This window comes from Pelagibius sp. (assembly GCF_028289705.1).
Lineage (GTDB): Bacteria > Pseudomonadota > Alphaproteobacteria > Kiloniellales > Kiloniellaceae > Pelagibius.
The window spans coordinates 1-4,762 of record NZ_JANQOI010000190.1; the positions used below are offsets into that span (position 1 = coordinate 1).

At 62.3% G+C, this 4,762-nt stretch carries 4 protein-coding genes; 2 read left to right on the forward strand and 2 right to left on the reverse strand.

Annotated features, from left to right (window positions below):
- Positions 1 to 379: 379 nt before the first annotated feature.
- Positions 380 to 1,612, reverse strand: coding sequence for a cyclopropane-fatty-acyl-phospholipid synthase family protein (locus tag Q0996_RS25120; RefSeq protein WP_299626866.1), 1,233 nt, complete (start codon positions 1,610 to 1,612; stop codon positions 380 to 382).
- Positions 1,613 to 1,865: 253 nt separating this feature from the next.
- On the opposite strand from Q0996_RS25120, the gene gor reads away from it, so the two are divergent.
- On the forward strand, positions 1,866 to 3,242 hold the full coding sequence (gene gor / locus Q0996_RS25125; protein WP_299626869.1) for a glutathione-disulfide reductase: 1,377 nt from the start codon (positions 1,866 to 1,868) through the stop codon (positions 3,240 to 3,242).
- A gap of 10 nt (positions 3,243 to 3,252) precedes the next feature.
- Positions 3,253 to 3,819 (forward strand): suppressor of fused domain protein, encoded by a 567-nt coding sequence (locus Q0996_RS25130; protein ID WP_299626872.1) that lies wholly within the window; start codon positions 3,253 to 3,255, stop codon positions 3,817 to 3,819.
- Positions 3,820 to 4,306: 487 nt separating this feature from the next.
- On the opposite strand, the gene Q0996_RS25135 is transcribed toward Q0996_RS25130, so the two are convergent.
- Positions 4,307 to 4,762: DALR domain-containing protein (locus Q0996_RS25135; protein ID WP_322096806.1), on the reverse strand; the 456-nt coding region annotated here is incomplete at its 5' end.

Consider the following 4,762-nt stretch of genomic DNA (forward strand, 5'->3'; position numbering starts at 1 on the left):
TCCAAGTACGGCATCGAGGAATTCCTGGAGACCAAGTACCTCTGCATGGGCGGGGTGTGAGCGGGGCGTCTGGCGCGTCTGCCTCACTTCGGTCTTCTCCCACCCGGTGCTTCATGTTGGGTGAGAGAAAAAGCAAAAGAGCTCCGCTGTGCGACCCTCTCCCCTTCGTGGGAGAGGGAGGGGCCCGCGAAGCGGGAGGGTGAGGGGCCTATCCGCCTGGTGAGGCTTAACCGCAGAGTCTTCGCTCGCAGGATTCACCCTCACCCCGACCCTCTCCCATCAAGGGAGAGGGGGAACCAACACGGGGAATCGTGCCAAGTGACCTTCTCCTCTTCGTGGAAGAAGGTCGGGGTCAGGGGCTCTTTGTCCCGTTCGGCCTCTACTCCGCCGCCTGGCTGGCCGCGCCGGCGCGGTCGTGCTCCCACTCATAGATGTAGTCGCGGGTCTGCGGCACCGCAGTGGGGCTCTTGGTGATCTGAATCTGGAAGACCATCAGGCCCTGGTGGCGGAAGCCCATTTCGCAGCCCACCAGATAGGCCTCCCACATGCGGCAGAAGCGCTCGTCGTAGAGTTCGGCGATCTTGTCCCGGTTGGCCTGGAAGCGTTCCTCCCAGTGGCGCAGGGTTTCCGCATAGTGCAGACGCATTACCTCCACATCGGTCACCTCCAGCATACAGTCCTCAATGACCGGCAGGACTTCGCCCAGGGTCGGCACGTCGGTGCCGGGGAAGATGTACTTGCGGATGAAGGGATTCACCGGGCCCGGGTCGTTCACCCGCCCGACCGAGTGCAGCACGAAGACACCGTCGTCGGTCAGCAGGTCGCTGACCTTCTGGAAGAACTCTCGGTAGTTCTTTTTGCCGACATGTTCGAACATGCCGACCGAGACAATGCGGTCGTAGCGGTCCTCGTCCTCGCGGTAGTCGCGCAGGTGGAACTTTACCCGGTCGTCCAGGCCGGCTTTCTTGGCCCGCGCCTGGCTCACCTTGTGCTGCTCGGTACTAAGGGTGACGCCGGTGACGTTACAGTCGCCGGCCCGCGCCATGTAGAGCCCGAGACCGCCCCAGCCGGAGCCGATGTCCAGCAGCTTCAGGCCCGGCCTGTTCAGATAGAGCTTGGCGGCGAGGTGCAGCTTCTTGTCGGCCTGGGCCTGTTCCAGGCTCTCGTCTCCGTTACGGAAGTAGGCGCAGGAATATTGCCGGTCGTCATCGAGAAAGAGGTCGTAGAGTTCGCCGGAGAGGTCGTAGTGATGGGCGACGTTCTGCTGGGCCTTGCCGATCGGGTTGTACTGTTTCAGGTGGCGGGTGTGGCGGGCCAGGGCGAAGCCCAGGGAGACCAGCCGGTTGTTTTCCAGAACATGGTAATTACGCGCCAGCATTTCGATGAAGCCGCGCAGGCTGCCTTCCTCCACTGTGATCTCGCCGTCCATGTAGGCTTCGGCCAGATAAAGCGGTGGATTGAGAACGAGCTTGTATTCAAGAGCGCGATTGTTGAGGCGCAGGGTGCAGCGCTGGCCGCTGCCGTCGCCGCAGTCGTAGGTTCGTCCCCCAGCATCGATCAGGCGCAGGTTGCCCCGCTCGACGACCTTCTGCATCAGCTTCTGGAACAACATGGTTCAACTCCGGATATCCGTCCCTGTGTGGTGGTTTTCTTGTCCCCACCGTTTCATTTGTTGCTTTTGTTACATTATCTTGGCGCGGTGTGATAAATCGCGCAACTCTTTGAGATTCTAAGCATCTAAGCATTCAGCGTAGCTTCGGGCGCGGCGCCCAGGAGCCGGTGAGCCTTGCGGCCTCTGGGGGCTCTGCCTAGATTGGCGCCTGACCAAGCAGAGCCCTGTGCCTGGGCCTTTCGAAGGACAAAAAATGGCCGGATATGACTATGATCTTTTCGTTATCGGTGGCGGATCGGGCGGAGTCCGGGGCGCCCGCATGGCGGCTGCAACCGGCGCGCGCGTTGCCATAGCGGAATCCTACCGATACGGCGGTACCTGCGTCATCCGCGGCTGCGTGCCGAAAAAGCTGCTGTCCTACGCCAGCCATTTTCACGAGGACTTCGAGGACGCCGCGGGCTTCGGTTGGACGGTGGCGCCGGCCAGTTTTGATTGGGCCACTTTGATCGCCAACAAGGACAAGGAAATCGATCGCCTTGAAGGCATCTACAAGAAGCTGCTGAACACGGCGGGGGTCGAGATCTACCAGGGCCATGCCCGCCTGCTGGATGCCCACCGGGTCGCGGTCGGCGAGGAGGTGTTCTCCGCCGAGACGATTCTGATCGCCACCGGGGGCACGCCGACCTTTCCCATGGAGCCGGGCTGGGAGCACGGCATATCCTCCAACGAGGCCTTTCATCTGACCGAACTGCCCAAGCGCGTGGTGATCGCCGGTGGCGGCTACATCGCGGTGGAGTTCGCCGGCATCTTCAACGGCCTCGGCAGCAAGGTGACGCAGATGTACCGCGGCCCGCAGATTCTGCGCGGCTTCGACGACGACGTGCGCAACACCCTGGCCGGAGAGATGGTGAAGAAGGGCATCGACATCATTGTCGAGACCATCATTGACCGGGTCGAGAAGCGCGAGAAGGACCTGCTGCTGCACCTCTCCGACGGCTCGACCCTGGAGACCGATCTGCTGATGGCGGCGACCGGCCGCAAGCCGAACGTGGGGAACCTCGGTCTTGAGGTTGCAGGCGTTGAATTGAACGAGCGCGGCGCCATCCAGGTCGATGCCTATTCGCGCACTACGGCGGACAACATCTACGCCGTCGGCGACGTGACCGACCGCATCGCCCTGACGCCGGTGGCGATCCAGGAGGCCATGGCCTTCGTCGACACGGTCTATCGCGGTACGCCGCGCGCAATGGACCACGCCGACGTGCCCTCCGCCGTCTTCAGCCACCCGCCGGTCTGCACGGTCGGCCTGACGGAGGTTCAGGCGCGGGAGGAGTACGGCGCCCTCGACCTCTACCGCTCCACCTTCAAGCCGATGAAGCACACCCTTTCCGGCCGCGACGAGAAGACCATGATGAAGCTGATTGTCGAGCGCGCCGGGCAGAAGGTGGTCGGCGTCCACATGGTCGGCCTCGACGCTCCGGAGATCGTCCAGGGCATGGCCGTCGCCATCAAGGCCGGCGCCACCAAGCAGCACTTCGACGCCACTGTCGGCATCCACCCGACAGCTGCCGAAGAATTCGTCACCATGCGCGAACCGCTGCCCGACACGGAAGCGCAGGCGGCGGAATAGGGACGGGCTGGTGACAGCACAAGACCGTACGGCAAGAATTCTCAAACACTACGAGGACTACTTTGGTGGCCACCGGACAAAGATGGAACGGTGGGAACAGGGGCCAATCAATGCTGTAGTTCCTGGTTTCGAAGTGTTTTGCGCAGAGCCGGGGCCCGTCATCGGTCTTTGGACCTACTGCTCAATCGGCGCGAGTCGACTTTGGCATGATCAGTCAGGGTTGATGGAATTTGTCATTCATGCACAAGACTATAGTATTCGCATTGTCGAGCTTCTGGCGATGACTACCCACTATCATGCAAGGCATGACCTTGGCTTCGGCCATACCCTGCCAATTGGGGAGCCTTGGCTGCCCGGTTCCTACTGCGACTATTGGTTGGTCTCGAAGCCTTATCCGTTAGGGCCTGAGTTCGAGATTTGCGGCTTGGGTGATACTCACGCTCATGTTGCGTGGATGTTGCCTATCACCGAATGCGAACGAAACTATGGAGCCGACCACGGATTGGAAGCGCTCGAGCAGAAGTTCGAAGATGCCGGCTTGAAGTACTGGGAGGTTGGTCGCGAATCAGTCGTCTAGAGTTGGGAGTTTTGTTCGCCAAGAGGTTTTAATCGGGACAATTGCCACCAGCCATTCCCCCTCACCCAGCTTCGCCTAGGTTCGATCTGCGATCTCACCAAGGCTGCGCAACCCTCTCCCACCAGGGGAGAGGGTCTTTCGTTTGGGGTTCGTTGTTTTTCCCTCTCCCCTTCGTGGGAGAGGGAGGGGCCTGCGTTAGCGGGAGGGTGAGGGGGCTTTCTGCTTGGTGAGATTGGGCCGCAGGGTTTTCGCTCGCGAGCATCACCCTCACCCCGACCCTCTCCCATCAAGGGAGAGGGCGAACCAACAAGGGGGAGCCTGCAAGATTCCCTCTCCTCTGCGTGGGAGGGTGAGGGGGCTCTTGTTGGCGGAGCGTATTGCTGTTCGCCCTTCGAGACGGCGCTGAAGCGCCTCCTCAGGACGAGGTCATATCCACTACCTCATCCTGAGGAGCGGCGTAGCCGCGTCTCGAAGGATGAGCGCCGCCTCAATCCGCCCGTTTCCAGGTGGTGCCGCCGGGGCCGTCTTCCAGGACGATGCCCTGGGCCTGCAGCTCGTCGCGGATGCGGTCCGATTCCGCGAAGTCTTTGGCCTTGCGGGCCTCGACGCGGGCGGCGATCAGCGCTTCGACCTCCTCGGCTGAAAGGCCACCCTCCGCCGTGTCGCCCTTGAACCAGGCCTCCGGGTCTTCCCAGAGCAGGCCAAGCAGTTCGCCGCCAGCCAGCAGCGCGCCGGCCAGGGCGGCGCGATCGCCTTCGTCGCTCGCCTTGTTCAGGTTACCCGCCACCTCGTGCAGCGCCGCCACGGCCAAGGGCGTGTTGAGGTCGTCGGCCAGGGCGTCGAGCAGCTTGGCCGGGGGATGTTCGGCGCTCGGCTTGATGCCGCGCAGGGCGCCGTAGAGGCGGTCGAGCTGGCCTTTGCATTCGGCGATCTTTTCGCGGGT

What these genes read in the sequence shown, in the direction of transcription:
- gor (WP_299626869.1), top strand. Translation starts at nt 1,866, where the DNA reads ATGGCCGGATATGACTATGATCTTTTCGTTATCGGTGGCGGATCGGGC.
- Q0996_RS25120 (WP_299626866.1), bottom strand. Translation starts at nt 1,612, where the DNA reads ATGTTGTTCCAGAAGCTGATGCAGAAGGTCGTCGAGCGGGGCAACCTG.